Origin of the sequence: Natronococcus jeotgali DSM 18795 (assembly GCF_000337695.1) — an archaeon.
Lineage (GTDB): Archaea > Halobacteriota > Halobacteria > Halobacteriales > Natrialbaceae > Natronococcus > Natronococcus jeotgali.
In genome coordinates this window covers 91690-115119 of record NZ_AOIA01000024.1, presented here as the reverse complement: position 1 = coordinate 115119, position 23430 = coordinate 91690, and the positions used below count along the sequence as shown (strand labels likewise).

The window sequence follows — 23430 nt, the reverse complement described above, 5'->3', positions numbered from 1 at the left end:
TAGCTCCTCGGCCGCCGGCCCCGAAATACTTGCCGCCGGCGCTCGGTTCCCCCGTATGGAGCGGTTCGTCGGGGTCGTCGTCGCGGGCGGACTCGCCCTCGTGGCCGGCCTCTGGCTGCTCGCGCTTTTCGAGACCTGGAGCGCGCTCCGAATCGCGGGCCTCGCGCTGGCGATCCTCGGAGCGGGCGGGTTGAGCGTCGGGATCGCGAGCGAACTCGAGGTCGGGCACGAGCGGGGCGCGTAGCCGTCCTCGTCCTCCTGTCGCGCTCTCGGACGATCTCCCGGTCGGAACGTTCTTGCCGGCGACGGCCGACGCGAGACCATGAGCAGCGCGGCCGGATCGCTGACCGAACCCGAGGTACTGGCCCGCGCGAAGGAACGACTCTTTCCGGACGAGGACGCCCCCGCGTACGCGGTCGCGGACACGCAGTTCGCCCGGGAGGAGTGGCGCCCCGACCGCGCCGTCGCCCCCGCGGTTCGCGAGCGCCTCGCCCCCTTTAACCACGTCCGGATCGGCGGCGGCTACCCGGACCTCGTCGGCGTCGGCCGGCTCGACCGGGAACTGGTCGCCGTCGAACGGCTCGGCGACGAGCCCCCGCTCGTCGCCGTCGAGGCGAAGGGGTACGCGAGCGACGGCGTCGACGCCCGGCGAGGGATCGTCCAGGCGTACGACCGCCTCGGCGAGGCCAACGCCGCCTACCTCGCCGCGCCCGCACCCGCGGTCTCCGAGACCGACCGAACCCTGGCCCGAGAGCTGAACGTCGGCATTCTCGGGATCGAACCCGACGGTTCGGTGCCAACGCTCGAGGCCCCGCGGGTCGTCGGAACGCGGACGACGACGGAGGCGAGAGCGATCCGGTTCCAGGCGAGCGCCCAGGGGGTCACAGACCGATCGTTCGGACTCAACCACCCGAAGAACTACCTGGGGTATCCGATCGCCCACTACGCCGACGGCGACACCGGGACCTTGCTCTCGAGGTACGACGTCGTCGTCGCCGTCGCCGACGCTCGGCAGGGGGCCGCGTTCCTGGGACTGATCGAGGACGCCCCGGGCGGGATCGAGCTCACCTCCCTGGGGCGGGAGGTCGTCCGCTTCGCGAAGCGCAACTACGGGACGGCCGAGGGCGCCCTCGCGGCGTTCGCCGGGTGGTACCGCTCCCGGAAACGGTTCGTCGAGCTGGCGCCGTCGTGGGGGCAACTCGCCCGCCGGGTCGTCTTCGCGTACCCGGCGACGGAGCTGCTCGTCACGGAGCTGCAGGCGCTCCACCGGGACGGGAACCGGGAGCCGTCGCTCGTCGAGTTCGTCGAGTACCTCCACGAGCTCCACCCGTCTTTCGCCGTGGAGCTGTTCGTCCGCGGCGACGAGGCCGTCCGGCGGCGCGCGCTGACGGGCGAGGGCGAACTCCGGCGGGCGCCCCTCGAGAACGGCGACGCCTACCACGCGCCGACGGTGTTCCAGCTGAAGACGATGCTGTACCACGTCGGCATCCTCACCGAACGCGGCCGCGAGCCGCACCGCCTCGAGCCGACCGTCGACGTCTGGGCGCTTCGCGAGTCGGTCTGAGCTCCGAACCGGAAGCGCTCGAGACGCTTACGACTCCTCCGAGTCGTCCTCCTCGTCGGGCTCGGCGTCGGTTTCGTCCTGTCGTCCCCCCTCTTCGGGGAGTCGCTCGTTCTCGTCGTCGGAGGTTCGCTCGCTCATGGCACCCGAACCAAGCCCTCGAGCGGATTGAAGCTTGGCCCGTCACTCGACGACCGCCGGGCTCGAGGGAGCTCGTCGACGGCGGCGCGAACGTAGCCGAACCGTTCGTGAAATCCCCACTATATGGAAAGTTTGAAAGGAAATAGCGGAATATTCCGATCGTATGTCGTACGAATCGTTACCGATCGGCGCACTGTCGCTGGCGCCGCCGCTGCTCGCGATCGCGCTCGCGATGTACACGCGACAGGTGCTGGTATCGCTGTTCGCCGGGATCTGGATCGGCGCGCTGATGGTCGCCGACTGGAACCCCGTTTCGGCGACGGCGCTCTCGATGGACTGGCTCGTCGAGGTCGTCCGAACACCGTTCAACACCAAGTTCCTGCTCCTGATCATGTTCATGGGCGCCGGCGCCGCGTTCATCTACAAGTCCGGCGGGATCATCGCGCTCCAAAACCGGATCGGGCACCGCGTGAATACGGCCCGGGACTCGCAAGTTCTTACCTGGCTCATCGGCGTGTTCATCTTCTTCGATTCGTACACCAGCACGATCGTCACCGGAAACGCGACGCGGGAGCTCTCCGAGGAGAACGACAGCTCCCGCGAGATGCACGCGTACGTGCTGGACTCGACGACCTCGCCGGTCACGACGTTCGGCCCGGTCTCGAACTGGATCGGGTACCAGGTGTCGATGATCATCGTCGGCTTCGAGGCGGCCCAGTTCACCGCCGACGAGGTGGGAATCACCGCGTTCGGGCTCTTCCTGCGGAGCATCCCGTGGAACATCTACTGTCTGATGGCGTTTTTCATGGTCGGGTACATCTCGATCACCCAGCGGTTCTACGGGCCGATGCTCGACGCCGAGTGGCGCTCGCGGACCGAGAAGAAATCGCTCCGCGAGGACGCCACGCCGCTTTCGGACGTCACCACCGACGTGGGCGAGCCCAGCGAGCGGAACCCGACGCTGGTCAACTTCTTCGCCCCGATCCTGACGCTTTTGGTCGTCGGCCTCGTCTCGATGTGGTGGCTCGGCGGCGGCTCCGAGACCGGCGTCGACGTCGCGACCGCGTTCCAGGAGACCGACGTCGCGCTCGGACTGCTCTACGGTGCGTTCGCGTTCACCGTCGTGGGCATGGCCGGCGCCCTCGGATTTGGGACGATGGATCTCGAGGAGGCGAGCGACGTCGTCATCGACGGGTTCAAGACGATGATGATCGCGGCCGCGATCATCGTCCTCGCGTGGGGGATCGGCCACGCCGCCGAGCAGGTCGGCACCGCCGAGTTCATCGTCGACGCGATGATCGGCAGCGGGATTCCCGGTTCGCTCCTTCCGCTGTTGATCTTCGGGGCGTCGATGTTTATCGCGTTCACGACCGGGACGTCCTGGGGGACGATGGCGATCGTGACGCCGCTGATGATCCCGCTGGGGTACGAACTGGTCGGCCTCTCGATCCTTCCCGTCCTCGCGGGCGCGCTGTTCGGCGGGGCGATCTGGGGCGACCACGTCTCGCCGATCAGCGACACGACCGTCATGTCCTCGATCTTCTCCGGTTCGGACCACATCGATCACGTGAACACGCAGCTCCCGTTCGCGATGACCGCGGCCGGCGTCACCGTCGTCGCGCTGTTGCTGTACGCCGTCGGCGTCACCGCCTCGAGCGTCCTGCTACCGCTGTCGTTCGTCCTCACCGCCGTCGCGGTCCTCGCCCTGAACAAGGTCGACGCCCGCCGCAAGAACCTCCCCGAGGTCATGCCGACCACTCGAGCGATCGACGACGGGGAAATCGACGTCGAGGCGCTCGGACGGGACGACGAGCGCGCCGAAGCGACCACGAACGGATCGTACGACCACCTCGACGTGCTCCCCGTAACGGCGGTACTCGTGGCTCTGGGCTACCTCTCGCTGGTCTTCGCGTTCGCGACGCTGGCAACGTGAGACCGTCGGGCGGGCTCGAGGCGAGGGTGGCCGCGAACGCCGCCGTCTCGAGGAACGAAACGACTCGAGCGAGACGTCAAATTCCGCGCGATCCGCTGTTCGCGCTCACTGTCGTTCGCACAGAACAGCGGGCGCGACGGGAGTGAGCGAACGCACCGCGTTCGCGAGCTACGTCGCGCTCGTGAGGCGAGTGAAACGAGCCGAGCGGGCGCGACGGGATTTGAACCCGCGACATCTTGGTCCGGAACCAAGAACTCTGTCCACTGAGCTACGCGCCCTCTACACCGAATTACTGATACCGACCGTATAACGGTTGCTCTTCGCGTCGACCCGCGTCGAGTCCGACTACAGCGAGGACTCGGCGTCGGGTGCGTCGGCGACCGCGCCGTCGGGCGAGGCGGGTTCCGAGAGCTCGATCTCGAGGCCGCCTTCGGCGGCGGCGATACCGACTAACCAGCCTTCGTACCGGAACGACAGCGACTGAAATCCGGAGTCGGGGTCGCAGATCGCATCCAGCACGTCGGGGTCGATCGTATCGTAGAGGGGCTCGAGCGCGACGGGGTCGACCTCGTCGACGCGAGCGACCAGCTGGACGACCGCTGTACTCGTTCGTCGATCCTCGGTTGCGGCCACGCTCGTCGTCGGTCGTTGGGAGGTCACTACTAGCGGTGAGCGGAGCGGGAGTAAAGAAGATGACCCAATATTTCGACGTCGAGATGACAGGGAACATTGATTTCTCGTGACGGGGAGCGTCGCCGTGTCGGTCACTCCCGTCGCGGGACCTCGTGGCGACCGAACCCGTACCGGAGCCGGCTCGCCAGGCGTCGGGAGAACCGTCCGTCGTCGGCCCGCGAACCGAACCGCTCGGAGAGGGCGGTGTAGATCAGCGGCAGCGGTACCTCCTGCTCGAGGGCTTCCTGGACCGTCCAGGTGCCCGTCGAGCCGCCCTCGATGCGGTCGGCGACGGTACCCAAATCGGTCCCTTCCTCGCGGAACGCCTCCTCGCAGAGTTCGAGCAGCCAGGAACGGATCACCGCCCCGTTGTTCCAGACCGACGCGACTGACTCGAGGTCGAGGTCGTACCGCCCCTCGTGGAGCAACTCGAATCCCTCGCCGTAGGTCTGCATCAGCGCGTACTCGACGCCGTTGTGGACCATCTTGACGTAGTGTCCCGACCCCGCCGCGCCCATGCGCTCGTGGCCGTCGGGACCGGTCGCGACGGCGTCGAAAACCGGTTCGAGCTCCGCGTAGGCCCACTCGGGGCCGCCGACCATCAGCGAGAAGCCGAGTTCGGCGCCCGCGGGCCCCCCCGAGGTGCCGCAGTCGAGATAGGCCGCCGAGCAGGCCTCCGCGCGGCGCACCGAGTCCTCGAAGTGGGAGTTGCCGCCGTCGACGACGACGTCCTCGCTCCCGAGGTGGGGGTCGAGATCCTCGAGGGTCGCGTCGACGGCCTCGCCAGCGGGGACCATCAGCCAGATCCGTTTTTCCTCGCCGAGTCGGTCCGCCAGGTCCGACACCGAGTCGGCCGGTTCCGCACCCGCGTCGGCCGCGGTTGCGACCGCCTCCGGGTCGAGGTCGAAGGCGACCACGTCGTGGCCCGCCTCGAGCGCGCGCCCGACGACGATCTGTCCCATCCGTCCGAGTCCGATAACGCCCAGTTGCACGAGCGGGGATGGGCGGGGCTGGGTGGTAGGGGTTGCGGTTCGTCGCGCCCGCTCCGGACGGTCGGAAACGGGGACGGGCCGATCCGCGATGCCACGAAAACGCGACGGCGGTCGCGGCGATCAGTGGAGCGGTTCCTCGAGGCGGGCCCACCCGATCGCGTCGAGCACGACGATCCGCCCGTCGTGTTCGACGTAGACGCCGTTGTACTCGCCGCGGTCGGCCTCGTAGTACGGCAGCGAGTCCCTGATCGTGTCGACGACCGACCAGGCGCCGTCGCGCTCGAGGGTGACGTGTTCCCACTCCTCGCGGGCGTCGTTGCGCACCGCCCGCTCGAGGGCCGTTCGCGCGCCCGGGATTCCGGCGAGTCGGGGCGCCGACGCGTCGATAACGGTCGCGCCCGTCGGAACCTCGTCGGCGATCCTCGCGCCGAGATTCGCCTTCGAGCGCCCCGTTTCGGTCTGCGAACGGTCCGACTGGAGAACGTACCCGGCGGCCGCGGCCGTCCCGACTGCGAGCAGCGAGAGGGCCACTCCTTTGCCCCTGAACATCATAGCCATACCTCTCAATAGCTAACTAAGTATCTTTCGTAACAATCTTCTTTTCAAATATATCTAGCAAGAAAGTACAGGTCGGTCAGACGAGCGCGGCAGCGTTGGACGTGATCGCTCCGCCGACGACCAGCAGAAGGACGCCGACGGCCGCCCCTACTCGGTACAGCGGGAGCGCCTCGACCGCCGGCTCCCGAAGCTTCTTCCCGTTGAGCCCCGACTCGAATCGTTTCGCGGCGATCTCGACGATCGCCGCGAAGACGAGCCAGAGGGCGACCATCGCGAGCACCAGCTGCCCGTTGATCGTGTTGAACAGTCCCTCGGCGGTGTACTGGGTACCCGCGAGGTGGCTGCCGGAGACGAAAAGCGCCAGCGCGCTCACGCGGGAGATGAGCTTCAGCCTGCTCGAGACGGCCTCGAGCGGCTTCGTCGAGTTGAACGCGCCGTCCCGAGCCAGCGGCAAAACGACGAACGCGACGTAGAAGACGCTGCCGGCCCAGAGCGCGGCGAAGACGAGATGCGTCGTCTGGGCGAGGAACACATCGACCATACCGATGGGTTAGCGAGGGATGGTATCAGCGTTCCGACTTGCGGATGGTTCGAGCGGCTCCGGAACCCCGACGACGGCGCTCGAGGACGGAACCGCGCGGGACCGCGAGTCCGACCCCGCGACCGGGATCCGTCCTCGGGGAAGCCGCGGGCGCGTCGCGACTACTCGAGGTTCTCGCCCTGGTAGCTGCCGTCGTAGGCGCCCTCGTGGTCGGCCTCGGCGAAGACGAGCTGGGCGATGCGGGCGTCGCGTGCGATCTCGACGTCGTGGTGGACCTGTAACAGTCCCTCGCCGCGTCCCTCGTAGCCGGCGTCCCAGACGGCGGTGTTGAGCATACAGGAGTTGCGCAGCAGCGACGAGCGCGGATAGACGAAACCGACGTGGCCCTCCGGGATCTCGATGCGCTCGCCGTAGCGGGCGACGTAGGCGCCCTCGGGGAGGTAGTAGGTGTCGGGCGCCTTCTGTTCGAGCTCCTCGAGCGGCCGGGCGACGCGGTCGCCGATCTGTTTGCCGTCCCGGCCGATTCGGCCGGGCTCGAGCTGTTCGAAGACGACGTCGAGGGTGAGATCGACGCCGTTTGGCTGGATCTGGTCGTCGGTCGTCGGGGAGACGTACTCCGCGACGAAGGCGCCGGAGCGGAACATAGCGTCGGTACGCTCCGGAGCTGAAAAAAGGGTATCCGTTCGAACCGGCCGTGCCAGGGCGTTACGGGGCACGCGCGCGGGGCTGTGGGGCGAACGCGACGGCGAGCTCTCCGGCGACGCTCGCGAACTGACGAACGTTCAGTGGTGAGGCAATACTTACGCGAAACCCCGTCGAATGCCCGGAAATGACACGGTCGTTCCCGATAGAAACACGCTGGATTTATCAAGCCGGAAAGCCGAAATCCGGATGCTATGGGACAGACTCTCACCGAAAAGATTCTCGACGACCACCTCGTCGAGGGCGAGCTCGAGACCGGCGAGGAGATCGGGATCGAGATCGACCAGGTGCTCACCCAGGACACGACCGGGACGATGGTGTGGCTGCAGTTCGAGGCGATGGGGCTGGACGAGGTCCAGACCGAGATCGCCGCGCAGTACTGCGATCACCAGACCTACCAGTTCGACTTTAAGAACACGGACGACCACCGATTCCTGCGCTCTGCGGCCGGTAAATATGGCGCTCACTTCTCTCGACCCGGTAACGGTATCTGCCACAACGTCCACCGCGAGAACTTCGCGGCCCCCGGCAAGACGCTGCTTGGCTCCGACAGCCACACGCCGACGCCCGGCGGCCTCGGCGAGCTCGCGATCGGCGCCGGCGGGATCGACGTCACCGTCGCGATGGGGGGCGCGCCCTACTACATCGAGATGCCCGAGGTCGTCAACGTCCGCCTCGAGGGCGAGCTCCCCGAGTGGGCCACCGCGAAGGACGTCATCCTCGAGTTGCTCCGTCGCCTCTCCGTGAAAGGCGGCGTCGGCAAGATCCTCGAGTACACCGGGCCGGGCGTCGAGACGCTCACCGCGCCCGAGCGGATGACGATCACCAACATGGGAACCGAACTCGGCGCGACGACGTCGATCTTCCCGACCGACGAGCAGACCGAGGACTACCTCGAGCGCGTCGGCCGCGGCGACGAGTACACCGAGCTCCAGCCCGACGACGACGCCGAGTACGACGACGAGATCGTCGTCGACCTCTCCGACCTCGAGCCGCTGATCGCCACGCCGTCGATGCCGGACAACGTCGTCCCCGTCAGCGAGGTCGAGGGCGAGTCCGTCGAGCAGGTCATCGTCGGCTCCTGTACGAACGGCGGCTACGAGGACATCCTCCCCGTCGCGAAGATGCTCGAGGGACAGCAGACCTCGATGGAGACCGAGACGATCGTCGCGCCCGGCTCCAAGCAGGCCTCCGAGATGCTCGCCCGCGAGGGCTGGGTCGCGGAGATGATGGCCGCCGGCGTCAACTTCTCCGAGGCGACCTGCGGTGCCTGTATCGGCATCGGTCACGTACCCGCCTCCGATTCGGTCTCGCTGCGCACGTTCAACCGCAACTTCGAGGGCCGCTCGGGTATCGAGGACGACAACGTTTACCTCTGCTCGCCGGAGGTCGCCGCCGCCGCGGCGCTGGAAGGCGAGATCACCGACCCGCGCAACCTCGACGACGTCGAGGCTCCCGGCGTCGAGCTCCCCGACGAGTACGACGGCTCCAAGACGGACCTCATCAGCCCCGACGAGGCCGTCGACGACGAGCTCATCAAGGGTCCGAACATCGGCGACGTCCCGATCCGCGACGAGCTCGGCACGGACATCTCCGGTGAGGCCCTGCTCAAGATGGAGGACAACATCACGACCGACCACATCATCCCCGCGACCCAGGACATCCTGATGTACCGGTCGAACGTCCCCAAGCTCTCCGAGTTCACCCTCTCGCGCGTCGACGACACGTTCGCCGAGCGCGCGCTCGAGGCCGACGGCGGCTTCCTCGTCGCCGGCGAGAACTACGGTCAGGGCTCCTCGCGCGAGCACGCCGCCCTCTGTCCGATGTACCTGGGCATCGAGGGCGTCCTTGCACAGAGCTTCGCCCGGATCCACCGCGCGAACCTCTTCAACTTCGGGATCGTCCCGCTGACGATCGACGAGGACACCTACGAGTCGATCGATCAGGGCGACGAGATCGAGATCGTCGACGACGTCTACGAGGCCGTCACGAGCGGCCAGGAGGAGTTCTCCGTCCGCGTCAACGGCGAGGAGTACACCGCGACGCTCGACGCCTCCGAGCGCGAGCGCTCGATCCTCGCGGCCGGCGGCAAGCTCTCCTGGACCCGCGACCAGGCCGAGGACGGCGGCGCCGCGCCCGCCGACGACTGATCGCAATCGACGCTTCGATCTTCAGTTTTTTCGCCGACGAACCGGCCGAGAGTCCCGCGTCACGCTCGAGTGACGGACGTCCGGGCGACGCTCGAGAACGAACAGCGTCTTGTGGCCGCGGCCGATAGCTCGAGCGAATGTCCGCCGAGCACGCGAACGCAGGCTACCGACGGCTGTTCGACCGCGAGGGGCTGACTTTCGGTGCGGGCTTTCCCCTGACCGGGGCGAACCGCTCGATGCCCGATCACGAGGCGGAGATCGAACTCGCGACCCTCGCCGAGGAGCTGGGGTTCGACGGGCTCTGGGCGCGGGACGTCCCCACGTTCTGGCCGAAGTTCGGCGACGCGGGCCAGACGTTCGACACCTGGCCGTGGCTCTCCCACGTCGCCGCCCACACCGACGGGATCGCGCTCGGCACCTCGAGCGTCGTCCTCCCGCTCCGTCACCCGTTACACGTCGCGAAGTCGGCCGCGACGGTCGATCGCCTCTCCGACGGCCGGCTCGTGATGGGGATCGCTTCGGGCGACCGGGATCCCGAGTACCCCGCCTTCGACGTCGACCGCGAGGAACGGGGCGAGCTGTTCCGCGAGAGCGTCGAGGCCCTGCGAACGGTCTGGACGGCGGACTACCCCGAGCTCGAGGGCCGGTGGGGCAGCCTCGAGGGCGAGCTCGACGTGGTTCCGAAACCGACCGCGGGGACGATCCCCCTGCTGCCGACCGGGAACGCCCGACAGACCGACGAGTGGATCGCCGCACACGGCGACGGATGGCTGTTCTATCACCTGCCGGAGTCGACACTCGAGAACTACATTGCACAGTGGCGCGAGGCGACTACGGACAAACCGTTCGCGATCGCAGTCCGGGTCGAACTCGCCGACGATCCGACGGCAGAACCCGAGCCACTGCACCTGGGCTACCGGGCCGGCGTCGAGTGGTACCGCGACTACTTCCGTCGGCTCGAGTCCTACGGCCTCGATCACGCGATCGTCGGGCTGCAGAACGAGGACAGGGAGCGAGCGTTCGAGCGGTTCGCCGACGAGATTATCCACAAGCTGTAAGCCGTCGTCGACGGCTCCGGACGCTCACGCGGGATACCGATCGCGCCACGGCCGCCGTCGCTCGAGGGCGGCGCTGGCTGCGAGGACGTCGGCGTCGCCGAACCGTGCCCCGGCGAGTTGGAGTCCGACGGGCAGGCCGTCGACGAACCCCGCGGGGACCGACGCGGCGGGGTGGCCGGTGAGGTTGTACGGCTGGGTGAGCACCCAGCCCCGACGCGGACTGACGTCGACGCCGTCGATCGTCGTCGGTGCCTCGCCGTGGGGAAACGGCGTCGTGGCCAGCGTCGCCGACGCGATCAGATCGAACTCCTCGAAGCGGTCCTGCAGGCCGTCGAAGAGCCGCGATCGGACGACGTCGGCTCGCGTGAGCTTCCGGACGGTCGGCGGCGTCGCGTCCACGACGGTCTCGACGAAGGCGTCGTGGAGTCGGTCGCGGTCCTCGCCGCGCGGATCGTATCCCGCCGCCTCGAGTTCGTCGAGGGTCGCCTGCCACCGGACGGTCGCCATCGCGTAGAACGCCTCGAGGATCTCCTCGCGGTCGTGACCGAACTCCGGGTCGACCTCCTCGACGGTCGCGCCGGCCCGCTCGAGGCTGTCGACGGCGTCGTCGATCGTCTCTCGAACCGCGGGCTCGAGCGGGTAGACCCCCAGGTCGGGGCTGTAGGCGATCCGCAGGTCGTCGATCGGGCGGCCGACGGCCGCGAGGTAGTCGTCGGTCGCGGGTACGGAGTGGGGGTCGTCGCGGTGGGTCCCGGCCATCGCCGAAAGCGCGAGCGCGGCGTCCTCGACGGTGCGGGTCATCGGCCCGACGTGGTAAAACGGCGTGTGGCTCGCGAAGGCGTTGGGGCGATCGACGTTCGGCACCAGCCCGTACGTGGGCTTGAGCCCGTAGACGCCGCAGGCGCTGGCCGGGATGCGAATCGAACCGCCGGTGTCCGACCCGGGCGCCAGCGGGACGAGGCGATCGGCAAGCGCCGCCCCCGCCCCGCCCGAGGAGCCGCCGGCGGTGCGCTCGAGGTCGAAGGGCGTACTCGTCGGGCCGACGACGCGGTTGTCCGTCGTCGTCCCCACGCCGAACTCGGGCGCGTTGGTCTTGCCGACGACGATCGCACCCGCCGCCTTCAGGCGGGCGACGTACGCCGTATCGGCGTCGGCGACCCGATCCTCGAGCAGCAGCGAGCCGGACGTCGTCTCGATCCCCGCGACGTCGTCGATGTCCTTGACGGCGACGGGAACGCCGTGAAGCGGGCCGAGCGGTTCGCCCTCGTCGATCGCGCGCTCGGCCTCGCGGGCCGCCTCGCGAGCGGACTCCTCGGCGACGGTCACGAACGCGTTCGTCCGTTCGTTTCGCTCGCGGATCCGCTCGAGGTGGTCGTCGACGACATCGACGGGAGAGCGTTCGCCGTCCCTGACGCGCCTCGCGACCCCGGCCGCAGAACACTGCGTGCTATCCCTGCCCATGGAAACCGTCACACGACGGGACTGATAAGCGTGCTTCCGGTGGCTGCAACCGCGGGCGAACCGTGACGGCTCGGGACGAAAGGGCCGGCGACGCCGTCAGAAGCGGTCGATCGCGAACGGTTCGATCGGGTGATCGGTCTCGCCCTCGAGCGCGAGGTCGGCGAGGATCTCGCCGAGGACGCTCGCGAACTTGAAGCCGTGGCCGGAGAAGCCGGCGCCGACGACGACCCGCGGGCGCTCGGAGAGCGTATCGAGGACGAAGTCGTCGTCGGGCGTGTTGGTAAAGAGGCAGGTCCGGAGTCCCACCGTCGGCCCCGCGCCGTCGGGAACGTACCGTTCGGCGAACTCCCGGAGGAGTCGCTCGTCGGTCTGGGTCGGCTCGCGCTCGAAGGCGTCGGGGTCGACGACCTCCTCGCGGTGGTTGTACCGCCCGAGCTTGATCCCCGGGACGTCGTGGACCGGGAACCCGTAGTACCGCCCTTCCGGGACCTCGATGTTCCAGACCGGGAACCGCTCGCGCTCGAAGTAGTCGGGTTCGGTCGGCTGGAACCACGCCAGCACCTGTCGTTCGGGGACCAGCACCGACTCGAGGACGTCGACGAACCGCCCGGTCCACGCGCCCGCGGTGACGACGAGGCGGTCGGCCTCGTAGCCGTCGTGGTCGGTCTCGACGCGGACGCCGTCGTCGGTCGGCCGCCAGTCGACGACTCGCTCGCGGGCGCGGATCGTCGCCCCTTCGCGGTGGGCGCGCTCGACGTGGGCGACGGTACAGGCCTCAGGCTCGAGGAAGCCCCCGTCGGGCTGGTAGACCGCCTCGTACCCCTCCGGTAGCCGATAGCCGGGGTAGCGCTCTGTCAGCTCGGCGCTCGTGAGTTCCTCGTAGGCGAGCCCGTGGTCCTCGCAGGAACGTCGCGACCCCGTCACGACCTCGCCGTCCGCGGGTCCGGCGTCGACTGACCCCGTCCGGTAGAACAGCTGGCGCCCGCTCCCTTCCTCGAGATCGGTCCACAGTTCGGCGGCGCGTTTCGCGAGGGGGACGTAAGCGGGGTCCTCGGCGTAGGCGAGCCGAAACATCCTGGAGCGGCCGTGCGAGGAGCCGTAGCCGTGCGGGATGTCGTACCGCTCGAGACCCAGCACGTCGGCTCCGCGGGCCGCGAGGTGGGCGGTCGCGGCGCTGCCGACCCCGCCCACCCCGAGGACGACGGCGTCGTACCGATCGCTCATGGGGGCGTCTACGGAGAGGGGTACGAAAACGCTACTCCCGGCGGGCGCGCTCGCGGATCCGACGCTGCTGGCGGCGTTCCGCCACGTGGCCCAGGCCGTCGGCCAGCCCGTCGCGGACCTCGTCCTCGAAGGCGTCGACGTCCTCGAGGAAGTCCGTCGAGAACTCCTCGACGAGCTCGTAGGTCCAGCGGTCGCTGACCGCCCCCGCCGGCAGGTGCTCGTCGCGCAGGCGGTCTGCCCACTCCCCGTGGCCGGCCTCGCGCAACCGGTCCTCGGCGTCGCCGAGGCGGTCCATCGCGTGGCCCAGCTCGTGGTGGAACCGGAGGAGATCGCCGTACGCCCGATGGACGTACTCGATACCGAGCTGGAGGTCGTGCAGGGCGTCCTCCTCGAGGTCGCTCAACTCGAGGTCGTCCGGATCGGAGTCGGGACTCATTCGTCGTCCCGACGGCGACGAGCGGAAAAGCCGTTTCAGGAACGGCAACGGGTGCCGGTTTCGGAACCCGCTCCGGGCTACCGCGCCGGTTCCGATCGTCGCGCCCTCGGCGTCGACGACCGTCGACCCTCGAGGCGCGTCGCCCCTCGAGGACATCGCCGAGAGCCCCTTAGACGTCGCTTCGAAGCAACGCGGCGAACTCCCGGGCGAACGACTCGACGGCCTCCCAGTCGGTGTACTCGTAGTCCCGCGAGGTGTCGGTATCTCCGCCCGCTCGTCCGGCGATCCGGCGCATCACGAACCGCTCGAGCAGGCCGTACTCGCTGTACTTGAGCGCGCCCGCGACGGCGAGGGTCCCGTCGGGGTTCCACCCCGTCTCCTCGAGGAACGCCTCGAGCAGGGCCGCCGCGGGCGCGCGGTCCTCGGGGTCGTCGTGGGCCGCCGTCAGACTGACCGAGAAAAAGGCCGAGGGGCGACGGTTCAGGGTCTCGCGGTGCTCCCGGACGAACGTCCCGACGTACGCCTGATGGCTGCCGCGGTGGATCGAGGCGCCGACGACGATCCCGTCGTAGGCGTCGGGTTCCAGGTCGGCCGGCGGGTGGGCGAGGTGGACCAGCGTCGGGTCGTGACCCGCCCTCTCGAGGACGTCGGCCACGCGCTCGGCGACGGCCGCGGTCTGGCCCTCGCTGGTCCCGTAGCAGACGAGCGCCCGCGCCATCAGCGGCCACCCCGATCAGTGCGAACGAACATACGCGACCTCCCACGCCCAGTCCTATCAAAGGTCCAGCCCGGTCTCCGCTCAGAGCGCGATCCGATCGCCGAGGGTCGGGGCTGTCGCGTCGAACCCGTCCTCGCGGAGTTCGGCGGCGAAGGCCTCGCAGCGATCGCCGTGATCGACGAGCACCCGGGCGTCGGCGTACTCCTCGAGGAACTCGAGGAGTCCCGCCCGATCCGCGTGCGCGGAGAAGTCGTACTGCTCGACCTGCGCGCTGACCCGCATCGAGCGCCCGTCGATGACCGCGCTCCCGGTCTCGTAGAGCTCGCGGCCGGGCGTTCCCTCGACCTGGTAGCCCGTCAGGACGATCTTGTTGGTCGGATGGGAGCGGACGGCGGGAACGTAGGTCATCGCGGGGCCGCCGTGGAGCATCCCGCTCGTCGTTACGGTCCGCGGTGGCGGATCGGTCCCCGCGTTCGACGTCCGAGTACGTACTCTCGCAGATCACCACGTCGGCATCGGGGCGGGCGGTCGTAGCGGACACTAACTGCTGGTCTTCGGTGTGGAAGTCGCGGTGTACAGCAGTCGGGTCTTGCCGTCGCTAACCAGGACGTGGGCGCTACCCGGGTGTGGCCGGCGACGAGTCCCGTGAGGAGGGACACCGGCCGGATCGGTCGAGTGCGATCGTCCATCGGTGATAGTTCAGCGTGGAGGAAGATCGTGTTACCACACCGTATACGGGAGCGGATCGCTTACCCGCGATCGCTCTCGTCGGCGTCGGTTTCGCCGTCGGGTCGGTCGTCGTCGCCGAGATCGCCGGCGAGTCGGTGTTGCTGGTCGACCCCTGGCAGCGTGCTCGGGTCGCGATCGGCCGGGAACGACGCGCCCTCCGCGAGGAGGTCGTCAAACACCCACGTCGCGGTCGCCGCGCGGACCTGCCGTAAGTACGCGTCGCGCCCGCTCGTTAGCTGGCGGATCCGCGCTCCGTCGAAGGCCGCGATCAACAGCGCCGCGGTCTCCTCGGGATCGTGCTCCCGGAACTCGCCGGCCTCGAGGCCGTCCCGGAGGATCTCCTCGAGGGTCTCGCGGAGCTGGTCGTCGCTCTTGCGGAGCTTCTCGCGGAACCGGTCGTTGTACGGCGCCTGCGTGCGCAACTCGAGCATCGCGACGTGAAACGACTGCCGATCGTCTTCGCCGGGGCCGTAGAGGAACCAGTCGACGAACGCCGCCAGCCGTTCGACCGGCGGGAGCGCTCGCGTCTCGGCAACCCGCTCGTCGAACTGCTCGGAGAGGTACTCGAGGAAATCCGCCAACAGGTCCTCCTTGGAGTCGTAGTGGTAGAACAGCAGCGACTTGCTTTTGTCGGTCCCGTCGGCGATATCCTGGGCCGTCAGCGCGGTGTAGCCGTGTTCGCACAGCGCCTCGTAGGTCGCGCGCATGATCGATGCGCGAACGTCCGGATCGGTCACTAACTGACTAGTTAGTCAGCACCGGCAAAGGGGGTTTCGGTTCGACGCCGCTACGGACGGTACCGTCGCACCCCGAAGGGCTCGTAGCCGCCGAAGGCGATTTCGAGCGCCCCCATCCACCAGTTCCACCGCTCGGGCGGGCCACCGTCGGGCGCGTCCGCGAGTTCGTCGACGACGACGTCGTCGGTTAGCGCGATGCCGGTGTCGTCCCGGTAGCGCCCGTCGTCAGCGAGGTCGGCGGCCTGGCGGGCGACGACGCGAGCGCCGCCGCTCGTACCGCCGAACGCCTCGCGCAGGCGACCTTCGAGTCGGTCGGGATCGACGCTCACGGGGGGACGTACGCGCCGGAGCCGTTAAACGGCGACGGCTCCGGTCGGGCGCTCGCCCGAGGCCGTGTTTCGATGTGTTTTTGAGCGCGCGCCGTTTTTCACCGGGCATGGCGAGTTTCACAGTCGTCGTTGGCGATCCGGACTCCGGGTCGACCTACCAGCTCGAAGCGGACGATCAGGACGCGAACCGGTTCATCGGCAAGTCGATCGGCGAGGAAGTCGACGGCGGCGCCGTCGGTCTCGACGGCTACACCCTCGAGATCACCGGCGGTTCCGACGAGGCCGGCCGACCGCTCAACCCCGACATCGCCGGGCCGAACCTCGAGGAGGTCCTGATGAAGGGCCGCCAGGTCGGCTACAAGCCCACCCGGGACGGCGAGCGTCGACGCGTCACCGTTCGCGGCAGCGAGGTCTCCGACGCCGTCGCACAGATCAACGCCTCCGTCGTCGAGTCCGGTAGCAGCGATATCGACGAGCTGCTGGGCAGCGACGACGAGTAACGACCCCGCGGTTTTCTCTACTCACCGATGGCAGACAGAGTCTCGAGCGACCATCCGTCGGTTCGGACCGTCCGCTCGACGCGTACGGAGACCGCGACGGGAAGCAAACTCGAGGTTCCGGCCGAGGACCGCGACGCGTTCTTCCCCGACGAGGTCGTCCGGATCGTCCTCGGCGGCACCGAACGGTTCGCCCGCGTCGAGCGCGCGCTCACGGGCGAGGAACTCTCCGTTCCCGGCGTCTACGATACCCCGGAGCTCGCCCGGAACCCGGGCGAGGGTACCGATCGCCTCGAGGAGTGGATCGACGACCACAGCATCCGCTCGGGGGGATCGGTGCTGATCGACGTCGTCGAATCCGACTTTCTCTACGGGCTCCGCGAACCCGGCGAGACGAACTTCTACGACGCCCGCGAGCCGCCAAGCGACAGCCTGAGCGACATCGCGAGCGGGCTGGACCCGGAGTGACGGTCGGGCGGCCCGACCGCTAGGACTCCGGTCGTTCGGAGAGAAATTGCTCCAGTAACAGCCCGAACGCCAGGTGCTGTCGCATCGTCCGCTCGAGGGTCGCGCGGACGTACGCCTCGTCGACGACGGCGTACTCCTTGGTCCGGACCTTCGCGTGCATCTCGAGGACGTCCCGGTCCTCGAGGTCGTGGAGGCACGGATACACCGTTCCCGGGCTGAGCTGCGCGTCGAACAGATCGCTCAGGTCCGCGAGCAGCTCCTTCCCGTGTGTCGACCCGCGAGCGGAGACGAGGACCAACAGCAGCTCCTCGAGGTTCCCCTTGATCAGCGACTCGTCGAACGCGACCTCCTCGGTCGCGAGCGCGTCGGGTACCCGTTCGAGCAGTTCCTCGAGTTCGTGTTCGGTCGGCTCCGCGTCGACGGCTTCGAGAGGACGAACGCTTCCGGCGTCGGTTCTCGAGCGGTCGTCGAACGCGGCTGCGATGGAGGGATCGTGTTTACTCATTTGCAGTCACCGTGGTGTCGCGGCTGGGTCGGCGTCGACCGCGCCGGCGCGCGCGCCAGCCGACGGCGTCATCCGCGAGGAGCGGTCGCCGTGGCGACGCTTCCGTTCGCGTCGGTCGACCGGTGCGTAACCCATCCGACTACTATTCCCTAGTATCGAAGCATAATAAATACCAGGATACTTTACAATCAAGAATTAATACTAGTAGGAGGAACGAAACCGAGATATGGCGTGTAACTCAGTTATTCGGGGAAGTACTCCGGTCTAACGAAATGGCTGAGTTCTGGGCGCGCGAACAGCTACGTTTTCGTGAACGTACGCCGAACGGGATCGGTTCGGATGCCAGGCGGAATCGGCACTACGGTTCTTCGGCGAGACCGGCGAGCTCGTTCGGCCGCTCGGCGCCGTCGAATCGGCGTTCGATCCGCTGGTTCGCCATCCGCCCGACCAGCGCCTCGTCGGCCAGGCTCTCGCCGTCGATCCGCGCGACGTAGGCGAGGCTTCGCGCGTGAGCGTCGAAGACCGTTCCGCCGAGGGACTCGAGCGCCGACGGCGCGTCGGCCGCCCGGAGTTCTCCGCCGTCGTGTGACATCCCCCGGACATAGGAGACGAGTCGTTCGCGGACCTGCGGACCGATCCAACCCAGTTCCTCGTAGTAACGGAGACAGTTGAGCGCGCCCGTGGTCCCGAACCGATCGGTGAGAAACCGGACCCACCGGATCGTCGCGTCCGTTCGGTCGGTCGAACGATCGAGCGTCTCGAGGTGAGGAGTCGAGTCTGTCATCAGTATCTATCGGTTTTCGAACCTAAGTTCGCATGAATGTTCGTCCCGTTACGAACGATGAATCCTCAGACGGCGACGACGAACTCGACGAGGTACTGGGTCGCGGCGGCGACGACCGCGCCGAGCCAGGTCAGCAGGACGAAGTGCACCAGTCCGCTGACGGGGTGACCTCGGTCGGTAAGCCGAACGATCGCCGCCGACAGCGCCGCGTTCAGCAGGATCGTCCCAGTCAACAGGTACTCGATGGCGCGGATATCGTACTGTTCGGTGTGGAGCAGCCCGTCGGTGAAGTCGCCGGGTGCGGGGCCGCCGGCGACGTCGCTGCCGGCGTCGGCGGTGTTTCCGAGCTCCATCTCCGCCGTGATATCCATCATGATGTCGACGACCTCGAGCCCGATGAAGAAGGCGAAGACGCTGGCCGCGGTGATCCCGTACAGCACGCCGATAAGCGTCAGCGTCGCCTGCTGTCGCTGCTCGCGGACCTTCAGCACCTGATTGTAGTTCGTGCTGATGATCTGGCCGAGCAGCTTCGGGTCGCCCCCCATCTGCCGGCCGACGACGTACATATCGCCGAACTTCTGGATCAGGTACGACCCGGTCTCCGCGGCGAACAGCCGCCAGGAACGGATCCCGTCGATTCGCATATTGAGACGCTTGTACAGCGCGTGAATGTTCTCCGTCAGCGCGCCGAAGTCCTTGTGTCGCAGGCTCGAGAGGACGCTGCTCGTCGAGGTCTGTTTGACGCTCTCGACGGCGCCGAGCGTCCGCACGAAGCTCGGGAACTCCCCGTCCCGGGTCTTCACCTTCCGTTCCTCGCGGCGCATCTTCCAGCCGGGGTACAGCAGGGGCGTCACCGGAACCGCGAGCAGGATCGACAGCGGAACGTCCGCGTTCGGCACCGGGACGAACCCGAGCAGGGAAACGGCGACGGCGAGCACCAGCGCGACGCTGAGTCCGCAGCCGATCGCCAGCGCGGCTCGCATCCCGCTCGTCGGTCCCGCGCCCGCGGTGTCCTCGATGTACCAGACCGGATCGGCGGGGGCGATGAGGTGGATCGCGTAGACGAACCCGAGCTGGACGATCAGGAACATAACGATCGTGCCGGCGATCAGCAGCGTCGGGTTCGCGCCGACGAGGATCGGCAGCACGATCGCGAACACGAGAACGAACGCGACCGACAGCATCATCGACATGTACAGCTCCTTCATCACGTCGAGTTTCGCCAGGTCGGCCTCGTAGCGGGTGACGAACTGCTGGATGATCGTGTCCTGCTCGTCGATCAGGAACTCGCTAATTCGCTGGCCGCCCCCGACCGTGTACGCGAGGCGCTCGAGGAAGTCCGACAGCAGCGGGCTCGCGGTCTGTTTGGCCCGCATCCGGCAGGCGTCGTCGAGGCTCATGTTCCAGGTGTCGACCATCGCGACGAGGTGGCCCATCTCGTCGGCCAGGGCGTCGTACTCCTCCTCGGCGGCGAGGATGCGAAAGATCTCGACGCGGTTGACGTTCGTCATCGACAACACCGTGATGTGCGTTAGAAAGAGGTGGAACCGCTGGCGGATTCGCTTTCGCTTGCGATCCTGGAGCAGCTTCGGGTAGCTGACCGCGACGACGACCGCGAGCAGTCCGATCAGGACGAGCGGAGCGGCAAGCAGCGACGGGAGACCCGCCAGTAGCGCGAGCAGGGGCGTCGCGAGGAACCCGACCGCGGGGCCGACGACGAACAGGAGATACCGGTCGGTCGGCATCTCCATTCGCTCGTAGGCGGTTCCGAGCTCGCGAAGCGCGGAACGGGCGGTCAGCTCCGGCGACGAGCGGGTCTCCGAGGACATGCTACGCGAACTGATCGAGCCCCCTGATCCGGATCGGCAGTCCCTGAAGGCCGTCGCGCTGGAAGTCCGCGATCGCGCGGTTGACCTCGTGGTAGCCAAGCACGTCGGCGTCGATCAGCTGGCGGACGATCTCCGCGCGGCGGTCGAGTTCGTCGTAGATCCGGCGGGTGTCCTGGTAGCCCAGCAGCGTCGCGATCTGTTCCTCGAGGACGTAGGAGTTGTTCCGGCCCGTAAACGAGACGACGTCGTCCCTGGGATCCCAGCGAAAGGCCTGCCGGGTGACGACCCCGCCCTCGTAGTCGGAGTAGCCCTCGATCTCCTGGACCGAGGTGACCCGCCGGAGGACGTCGTCGCCCTGCTTGACCCGGTTCTGGAACAGGGCGACGTCGCAGTTATCCATGAACGTCTCCGGGACGTTTATCGGACTCCCGGTAAAGCGCTGGATCATCGAGACGATGTCGCTGGCGTGGAAGGTCAGCATGACGGGGTGGCCGGTCTGAGCGGCCTGGAACGCCATCTGCCCCTCCGCGCCCCGGACCTCGCCCACGACGATGTAGTCCGGCCGCGAGCGAAGCGCGGCCGCGACCAGATCGAACATGTCGCCGTCGGCGCTCTCGTCGCCCGATCCCTCCCGGGTCAGGAGCTGCTGCCAGGTGTCGTGGGGCGGGACGACTTCCGCGGTGTCCTCGGCGGTGTAGATCTTCGCGTCCCGCGGGATAAACGAGAGCGAGGCGTTCAGCGTCGTCGTCTTCCCCGAGGCGGTCTCGTCGACGACGAACACCGTCTGTTCGTTCTCGAGACAGAGCCAGAGATAGGCCGCCAGCTCCGGACTGAGCGTCCCCCACTTCGTGATCTGGAGGATCGACAGCGGGATCTCCTCGCCCTGGCGGATCGTCAGCGACGGTCCCTGCACCGAGACGTCGTCGGAGTAGATGATATTTATGCGGGAGCCGTCGGGCAGGGTCGCGTCGATCACCGGATCGGAGTCGCTAACCGGGTGGTCCATTCGCTCGCCCATATTGCGCAGCCACTGCTCGAATTCCGCGGGCGCGCCGAAGTCGACGGTCGCCTCGATCATCCCGTAGGTGCCGTGGTCCAGATAACACTGGTCGGGCCCGATGACGTGGATGTCCTCGTTCGCCGGATCGGTCATCACCGGCTCCAGCGGACCGAGTCCGACGATGTCGCGCTGGAGCTGGTAGCGAAGCCGGGAGAACTGCTCCTCGGTGACCGCGATCGTGCTGGTCCCGAAGGCGCCGAACAGTCCGGTCGACTCCTCGGTCTTCCCGGCGCCGACCTCGACGACCTCGTCCAGCAGCGCGTCGATGTGTTCCTCGAACTCCTCGCTGTCGGTTGGCGCCGGCCGCGTGACGCTCTTGTCGAGGATCCGCCGACGGATCCTGCCGTACAGCTCACCGTCGCCGTCGTCGAGGACCGGTTCGATGCAGTAGTACGTCGTCGAGATACCCATATCGCCGTGGACGTGGCAGAAGATCGGTTCCTCTGGGGTGTAGACGACGTTCGGTCGGGGCGACTCCCACTCCCGATCGGGCTCGTCGATCAGGATCGGGTACTCGCCGTACTCGGCGGAAAAGGACTCGAGGTGCTCGCGCAGGTGGGGGTGGTCGTCGGCCAGGGCGGCGAGGTCGTCCTCGAGCCGCGGCGTTCCGAAGTCGGACATGTCAGGCGACCGTCCGGCTGATGATCGAGACGCCCCGCCCCTGCTGGACGCTGAACCCGATCGTGTCGTCGACGGGAGCGTTCATGTTCTGGAACCGCCGGACGCGGATGCTGCGTCTGACCTCCTGGCCGACGGCGGTCGTCTCGATGTCGAGGTAGACGTCGGCGACGCTTCGCAGCGGGTGCAACGCATCCGCGTCGATCCCTCCGGGATCGACCGTCAGCACGATCGATTTTCCACCCCTGGTCATCCGCCGGAGGAACGTGACCAGCCGCTGGATCACCCGATCCTCCTCGTCGGCCTCGCCGCCGGCCTCGTAGTCGGGGTCGTGTCGCAACAGCGCCGAGAGGGTGTCGACGTAGACGACGTCGGCCCGCCAGAGCCGCTCGGCGTCGACCAGCCGGGCCAGCAGCTGTCGAGTCGGCCCCGCGTCGCGAGTGTCGACGTTCGCGTGCAGGAACAGGAGCCGCTCGGAGAGCAGGAGATCGACGACGTCGTAGGACAGCGAGTGCATCTGGTCGACGAACTCGCCGGCCTCGAGCTCGCTGGAGACGTAGGTGACGTCCGTCCCTTCGGTCGCCATCCCGTAGGCGAACCGCTGGGAGAGCGCGCTCTTGCCGGCGCCGTCCTCGCCCTCGATCAGGACGATACTTCCGGTCGGGATGCCGTCGCCGACGGCGTTGTTCACCCGGTCTCGATCCGTCAATCCGATAGAGTAGTGGTCGGTCATGGTTGGAGTTACGTACGAAATTCGAACACTGCACGACTGCTGTTGATCGTGACGACCGCACGGTGTTCCGCGCCGGCCTCGAGGGCGCGGTCGATCTCGAGCTCGGCGACGGCGCCGGGTCGCCAGTGGTCGTCACCGTGGATCTCGATACCGGAGCCGTCGCCGGGGAGGTACGCTTCGCTCGAGACGTACTCGCCGTCGAGGACCACGTCGAGCCCGGTCCCGTCGCCGGGGAGGTACGCTTCGCTCGAGACGTACTCGCCGTCGAGGACCACGTCGAGCCCGGTCCCGTCGCCGGGGAGGGTGTTCTCGCCGGTGTTTTTAACGTACAGGGTGACGGTGTCGTTCTCCGCGTCGTAGACCGCGTCGCTGCCCGCGTCGCTGATGATCTCGATGTCGGTGTCGATCGTCTCCGCGGTGTCGCCCGTCTGGGTACTCACCGAGCTGCTGACGTCGGTTACCGCGGTGACGAGCGTCCCGGCGACGCCCGCGGCGACGACCATCGCGGCGATGAACAGGATCAGGCTCGATATCGAGGTGCTCGACATGTTAGATGGTCTCCGTGATCGCGACGCCGTACTCGGTGACGAGCTTGACGCGCTCGGGATCTCCGTCCGGCAGGTCCGCGTCCGCGACGGTGACGGTCAGCGCCTCCTCGGGGAGCCACAGCTCTCGGCCGGACACCCCGTCGACCTCGACGTCGCGATCCGCGGGGATCTCGCCGTCGACCAGCACCGTCGTATCCGCGGCCGACAGCGAGGACGCGCCGTCGTTGCTCGCCGTCACCGTCAGCTCGCCGTTGGCGTGCTCGACGGCGTCGAGTTCGATCGCCGCGTTCTGGACCTCGAGGGCACGGTTATCCCGGTTCTCGATCGCATCCCGGCGTAAGTCTTGTGCCGACTGTAGGACGGGATAGGCCACGCTGACCGCGACGAGGACGCCGACGAGAAGGATCGCCGTTGCACCGCTCGTGCTGAATCCCATGCTCGATCAC

At 67.8% G+C, this 23430-nt stretch carries 26 protein-coding genes, 1 tRNA gene and 1 pseudogene; 7 read left to right on the top strand and 21 right to left on the bottom strand.

Annotated features, from left to right (window positions below; all coding sequences use genetic code 11):
* Window positions 1-55 precede the first annotated feature (55 nt).
* From C492_RS03770 to C492_RS03760, 3 genes are all read left to right on the top strand, one after another.
* The gene (locus C492_RS03770) at window positions 56-244 is read left to right on the top strand and encodes a hypothetical protein (RefSeq protein ID WP_008420591.1); all 189 of its coding nucleotides are present in this window, start codon (window positions 56-58) and stop codon (window positions 242-244) included.
* Window positions 245-322: 78 nt separating this feature from the next.
* Window positions 323-1564, top strand: a complete 1242-nt coding sequence (locus tag C492_RS03765) for a hypothetical protein (RefSeq protein ID WP_008420590.1) — start codon at window positions 323-325, stop codon at window positions 1562-1564.
* A 301-nt stretch (window positions 1565-1865) separates the two neighbouring features.
* Entirely contained in the window at window positions 1866-3635 is a 1770-nt protein-coding gene (locus tag C492_RS03760) for a Na+/H+ antiporter NhaC family protein (RefSeq protein ID WP_008420588.1), read from the top strand.
* Window positions 3636-3840: 205 nt separating this feature from the next.
* Here the strand turns inward: C492_RS03760 and C492_RS03755 are convergent.
* The 6 genes from C492_RS03755 to C492_RS03730 all read right to left on the bottom strand — a co-directional run bounded on the left by C492_RS03755 (window position 3841) and on the right by C492_RS03730 (window position 7099).
* A tRNA-Arg gene (locus C492_RS03755) sits at window positions 3841-3913 on the bottom strand.
* Between the two features lie 67 nt (window positions 3914-3980).
* The gene (locus tag C492_RS03750; RefSeq protein ID WP_049892675.1) at window positions 3981-4295 is read right to left on the bottom strand and encodes a HalOD1 output domain-containing protein; all 315 of its coding nucleotides are present in this window, start codon (window positions 4293-4295) and stop codon (window positions 3981-3983) included.
* A gap of 104 nt (window positions 4296-4399) precedes the next feature.
* Window positions 4400-5299: a phosphogluconate dehydrogenase (NAD(+)-dependent, decarboxylating) gene (gene gnd / locus C492_RS03745; protein WP_008420586.1), complete on the bottom strand. Its 900-nt coding sequence runs from the start codon at window positions 5297-5299 to the stop codon at window positions 4400-4402.
* Window positions 5300-5419: 120 nt separating this feature from the next.
* The gene (locus tag C492_RS03740; protein ID WP_049892672.1) at window positions 5420-5851 is read right to left on the bottom strand and encodes a hypothetical protein; all 432 of its coding nucleotides are present in this window, start codon (window positions 5849-5851) and stop codon (window positions 5420-5422) included.
* Between the two features lie 82 nt (window positions 5852-5933).
* Complete coding sequence (locus tag C492_RS03735; protein ID WP_008420584.1) at window positions 5934-6398, bottom strand: hypothetical protein; 465 nt, start codon at window positions 6396-6398, stop codon at window positions 5934-5936.
* 161 nt (window positions 6399-6559) lie between these two features.
* Window positions 6560-7099: a deoxyuridine 5'-triphosphate nucleotidohydrolase gene (locus tag C492_RS03730; protein WP_275040320.1), complete on the bottom strand. Its 540-nt coding sequence runs from the start codon at window positions 7097-7099 to the stop codon at window positions 6560-6562.
* Window positions 7100-7294: 195 nt separating this feature from the next.
* Here C492_RS03730 and C492_RS03725 point away from each other — a divergent pair, with 195 nt between their 5' ends.
* Together C492_RS03725 and C492_RS03720 are read left to right on the top strand one after the other, a co-directional pair.
* A complete protein-coding gene (locus tag C492_RS03725; RefSeq protein ID WP_008420582.1) occupies window positions 7295-9250 on the top strand; it encodes an aconitate hydratase in 1956 nt (651 codons plus the stop codon).
* A gap of 137 nt (window positions 9251-9387) precedes the next feature.
* Entirely contained in the window at window positions 9388-10308 is a 921-nt protein-coding gene (locus C492_RS03720) for an LLM class oxidoreductase (protein WP_008420581.1), read from the top strand.
* Window positions 10309-10332: 24 nt separating this feature from the next.
* On the opposite strand, the gene C492_RS03715 is transcribed toward C492_RS03720, so the two are convergent.
* From C492_RS03715 to C492_RS03685, 7 genes and pseudogenes are all read right to left on the bottom strand, one after another.
* Window positions 10333-11769 carry an amidase gene (locus C492_RS03715; protein WP_008420580.1) on the bottom strand — a complete coding sequence of 479 codons (1437 nt, stop codon included), beginning with the start codon at window positions 11767-11769 and terminating at the stop codon, window positions 10333-10335.
* A 96-nt stretch (window positions 11770-11865) separates the two neighbouring features.
* Window positions 11866-12993 carry an N-methyl-L-tryptophan oxidase gene (gene solA / locus C492_RS03710; protein ID WP_008420579.1) on the bottom strand — a complete coding sequence of 376 codons (1128 nt, stop codon included), beginning with the start codon at window positions 12991-12993 and terminating at the stop codon, window positions 11866-11868.
* A gap of 31 nt (window positions 12994-13024) precedes the next feature.
* Entirely contained in the window at window positions 13025-13429 is a 405-nt protein-coding gene (locus C492_RS03705; protein ID WP_152424793.1) for a hypothetical protein, read from the bottom strand.
* A 169-nt stretch (window positions 13430-13598) separates the two neighbouring features.
* Window positions 13599-14147 (bottom strand): flavodoxin domain-containing protein, encoded by a 549-nt coding sequence (locus tag C492_RS03700; RefSeq protein WP_008420576.1) that lies wholly within the window; start codon window positions 14145-14147, stop codon window positions 13599-13601.
* Between the two features lie 81 nt (window positions 14148-14228).
* Window positions 14229-14771: pseudogene (locus tag C492_RS22070) on the bottom strand (MBL fold metallo-hydrolase RNA specificity domain-containing protein); the annotation flags it as partial.
* Window positions 14772-14896: 125 nt separating this feature from the next.
* The gene (locus C492_RS03690) at window positions 14897-15613 is read right to left on the bottom strand and encodes a TetR/AcrR family transcriptional regulator (protein WP_049892670.1); all 717 of its coding nucleotides are present in this window, start codon (window positions 15611-15613) and stop codon (window positions 14897-14899) included.
* Between the two features lie 50 nt (window positions 15614-15663).
* On the bottom strand, window positions 15664-15942 hold the full coding sequence (locus C492_RS03685; RefSeq protein WP_008420570.1) for a hypothetical protein: 279 nt from the start codon (window positions 15940-15942) through the stop codon (window positions 15664-15666).
* Between the two features lie 107 nt (window positions 15943-16049).
* Here C492_RS03685 and C492_RS03680 point away from each other — a divergent pair, with 107 nt between their 5' ends.
* Both C492_RS03680 and C492_RS03675 read left to right on the top strand, forming a co-directional pair.
* Complete coding sequence (locus C492_RS03680) at window positions 16050-16442, top strand: 30S ribosomal protein S6e (RefSeq protein WP_008420568.1); 393 nt, start codon at window positions 16050-16052, stop codon at window positions 16440-16442.
* Between the two features lie 27 nt (window positions 16443-16469).
* A complete protein-coding gene (locus tag C492_RS03675) occupies window positions 16470-16907 on the top strand; it encodes a DUF7112 family protein (protein WP_008420566.1) in 438 nt (145 codons plus the stop codon).
* A 19-nt stretch (window positions 16908-16926) separates the two neighbouring features.
* On the opposite strand, the gene C492_RS03670 is transcribed toward C492_RS03675, so the two are convergent.
* The 8 genes from C492_RS03670 to C492_RS03640 all read right to left on the bottom strand — a co-directional run bounded on the left by C492_RS03670 (window position 16927) and on the right by C492_RS03640 (window position 23420).
* On the bottom strand, window positions 16927-17412 hold the full coding sequence (locus tag C492_RS03670) for a helix-turn-helix transcriptional regulator (RefSeq protein ID WP_008420565.1): 486 nt from the start codon (window positions 17410-17412) through the stop codon (window positions 16927-16929).
* Window positions 17413-17418: 6 nt separating this feature from the next.
* Complete coding sequence (locus C492_RS25500) at window positions 17419-17547, bottom strand: hypothetical protein (protein WP_275040319.1); 129 nt, start codon at window positions 17545-17547, stop codon at window positions 17419-17421.
* A gap of 223 nt (window positions 17548-17770) precedes the next feature.
* Window positions 17771-18196: a FlaD/FlaE family flagellar protein gene (locus C492_RS03665; protein ID WP_008420564.1), complete on the bottom strand. Its 426-nt coding sequence runs from the start codon at window positions 18194-18196 to the stop codon at window positions 17771-17773.
* Between the two features lie 65 nt (window positions 18197-18261).
* A complete protein-coding gene (flaJ, locus tag C492_RS03660) occupies window positions 18262-20025 on the bottom strand; it encodes an archaellar assembly protein FlaJ (RefSeq protein ID WP_008420563.1) in 1764 nt (587 codons plus the stop codon).
* Window position 20026: 1 nt separating this feature from the next.
* A complete protein-coding gene (locus C492_RS03655; protein WP_008420562.1) occupies window positions 20027-21706 on the bottom strand; it encodes a type II/IV secretion system ATPase subunit in 1680 nt (559 codons plus the stop codon).
* A 1-nt stretch (window position 21707) separates the two neighbouring features.
* Window positions 21708-22436: an ATPase domain-containing protein gene (locus tag C492_RS03650; protein ID WP_008420561.1), complete on the bottom strand. Its 729-nt coding sequence runs from the start codon at window positions 22434-22436 to the stop codon at window positions 21708-21710.
* 8 nt (window positions 22437-22444) lie between these two features.
* Window positions 22445-22984, bottom strand: coding sequence for a flagellin (locus tag C492_RS03645; RefSeq protein WP_008420559.1), 540 nt, complete (start codon window positions 22982-22984; stop codon window positions 22445-22447).
* 1 nt (window position 22985) lies between these two features.
* Complete coding sequence (locus C492_RS03640; protein ID WP_008420558.1) at window positions 22986-23420, bottom strand: flagellin; 435 nt, start codon at window positions 23418-23420, stop codon at window positions 22986-22988.
* Window positions 23421-23430: the final 10 nt, after the last annotated feature.

Coding starts and splice junctions, on each gene's coding strand:
- C492_RS03770 (WP_008420591.1), top strand. CDS start 56: ATGGAGCGGTTCGTCGGGGTCGTCGTCGCGGGCGGACTCGCCCTCGTG.
- C492_RS03765 (WP_008420590.1), top strand. CDS start 323: ATGAGCAGCGCGGCCGGATCGCTGACCGAACCCGAGGTACTGGCCCGC.
- C492_RS03760 (WP_008420588.1), top strand. CDS start 1,866: ATGTCGTACGAATCGTTACCGATCGGCGCACTGTCGCTGGCGCCGCCG.
- C492_RS03740 (WP_049892672.1), bottom strand. CDS start 5,851: ATGATGTTCAGGGGCAAAGGAGTGGCCCTCTCGCTGCTCGCAGTCGGG.
- C492_RS03735 (WP_008420584.1), bottom strand. CDS start 6,398: ATGGTCGATGTGTTCCTCGCCCAGACGACGCATCTCGTCTTCGCCGCG.
- C492_RS03725 (WP_008420582.1), top strand. CDS start 7,295: ATGGGACAGACTCTCACCGAAAAGATTCTCGACGACCACCTCGTCGAG.
- C492_RS03720 (WP_008420581.1), top strand. CDS start 9,388: ATGTCCGCCGAGCACGCGAACGCAGGCTACCGACGGCTGTTCGACCGC.
- C492_RS03715 (WP_008420580.1), bottom strand. CDS start 11,769: ATGGGCAGGGATAGCACGCAGTGTTCTGCGGCCGGGGTCGCGAGGCGC.
- solA (WP_008420579.1), bottom strand. CDS start 12,993: ATGAGCGATCGGTACGACGCCGTCGTCCTCGGGGTGGGCGGGGTCGGC.
- C492_RS03705 (WP_152424793.1), bottom strand. CDS start 13,429: ATGAGTCCCGACTCCGATCCGGACGACCTCGAGTTGAGCGACCTCGAG.
- C492_RS03700 (WP_008420576.1), bottom strand. CDS start 14,147: ATGGCGCGGGCGCTCGTCTGCTACGGGACCAGCGAGGGCCAGACCGCG.
- C492_RS03680 (WP_008420568.1), top strand. CDS start 16,050: ATGGCGAGTTTCACAGTCGTCGTTGGCGATCCGGACTCCGGGTCGACC.
- C492_RS03675 (WP_008420566.1), top strand. CDS start 16,470: ATGGCAGACAGAGTCTCGAGCGACCATCCGTCGGTTCGGACCGTCCGC.
- C492_RS03670 (WP_008420565.1), bottom strand. CDS start 17,412: ATGAGTAAACACGATCCCTCCATCGCAGCCGCGTTCGACGACCGCTCG.
- C492_RS25500 (WP_275040319.1), bottom strand. CDS start 17,547: ATGGGTTACGCACCGGTCGACCGACGCGAACGGAAGCGTCGCCACGGC.
- C492_RS03665 (WP_008420564.1), bottom strand. CDS start 18,196: ATGACAGACTCGACTCCTCACCTCGAGACGCTCGATCGTTCGACCGAC.
- flaJ (WP_008420563.1), bottom strand. CDS start 20,025: ATGTCCTCGGAGACCCGCTCGTCGCCGGAGCTGACCGCCCGTTCCGCG.
- C492_RS03655 (WP_008420562.1), bottom strand. CDS start 21,706: ATGTCCGACTTCGGAACGCCGCGGCTCGAGGACGACCTCGCCGCCCTG.
- C492_RS03650 (WP_008420561.1), bottom strand. CDS start 22,436: ATGACCGACCACTACTCTATCGGATTGACGGATCGAGACCGGGTGAAC.
- C492_RS03645 (WP_008420559.1), bottom strand. CDS start 22,984: ATGTCGAGCACCTCGATATCGAGCCTGATCCTGTTCATCGCCGCGATG.
- C492_RS03640 (WP_008420558.1), bottom strand. CDS start 23,420: ATGGGATTCAGCACGAGCGGTGCAACGGCGATCCTTCTCGTCGGCGTC.